At 57.2% G+C, this 264-nt stretch carries 1 pseudogene; it reads left to right on the forward strand.

The annotated features are described in order from the left end of the window. A pseudogene (locus EOD29_RS32465) lies at positions 1 to 264 on the forward strand (hypothetical protein); the annotation flags it as partial.

Below are 264 nucleotides of genomic sequence, written 5' to 3' on the forward strand. Positions count from 1 at the left end.
ACTGCAAGAGGGCGGCCATGAAACGCTTTTGTGTGAAGGCGACAAAGGACTGCTCAATACGCTCGAGCGCTTCATGCCACCCGATCCGCAAGCCCGCCCTTCAGGATTTGTTTTCAACCTGGCGGAGGGGATTCAAGGAGACTACCGTTTCACGCACGTTCCGGGCATGCTTGAGATGGCCGGCGTTCCATACACCGGATCGAGCCCACTCGGGCATGGACTGACGGACGACAAAGTTATCAGCAAGACGCTCATGCGCAGTTG

Origin of the sequence: Mesorhizobium sp. M1A.T.Ca.IN.004.03.1.1 (genome assembly GCF_003997555.1) — a bacterium.
Classification (GTDB): Bacteria; Pseudomonadota; Alphaproteobacteria; order Rhizobiales; family Rhizobiaceae; genus Mesorhizobium.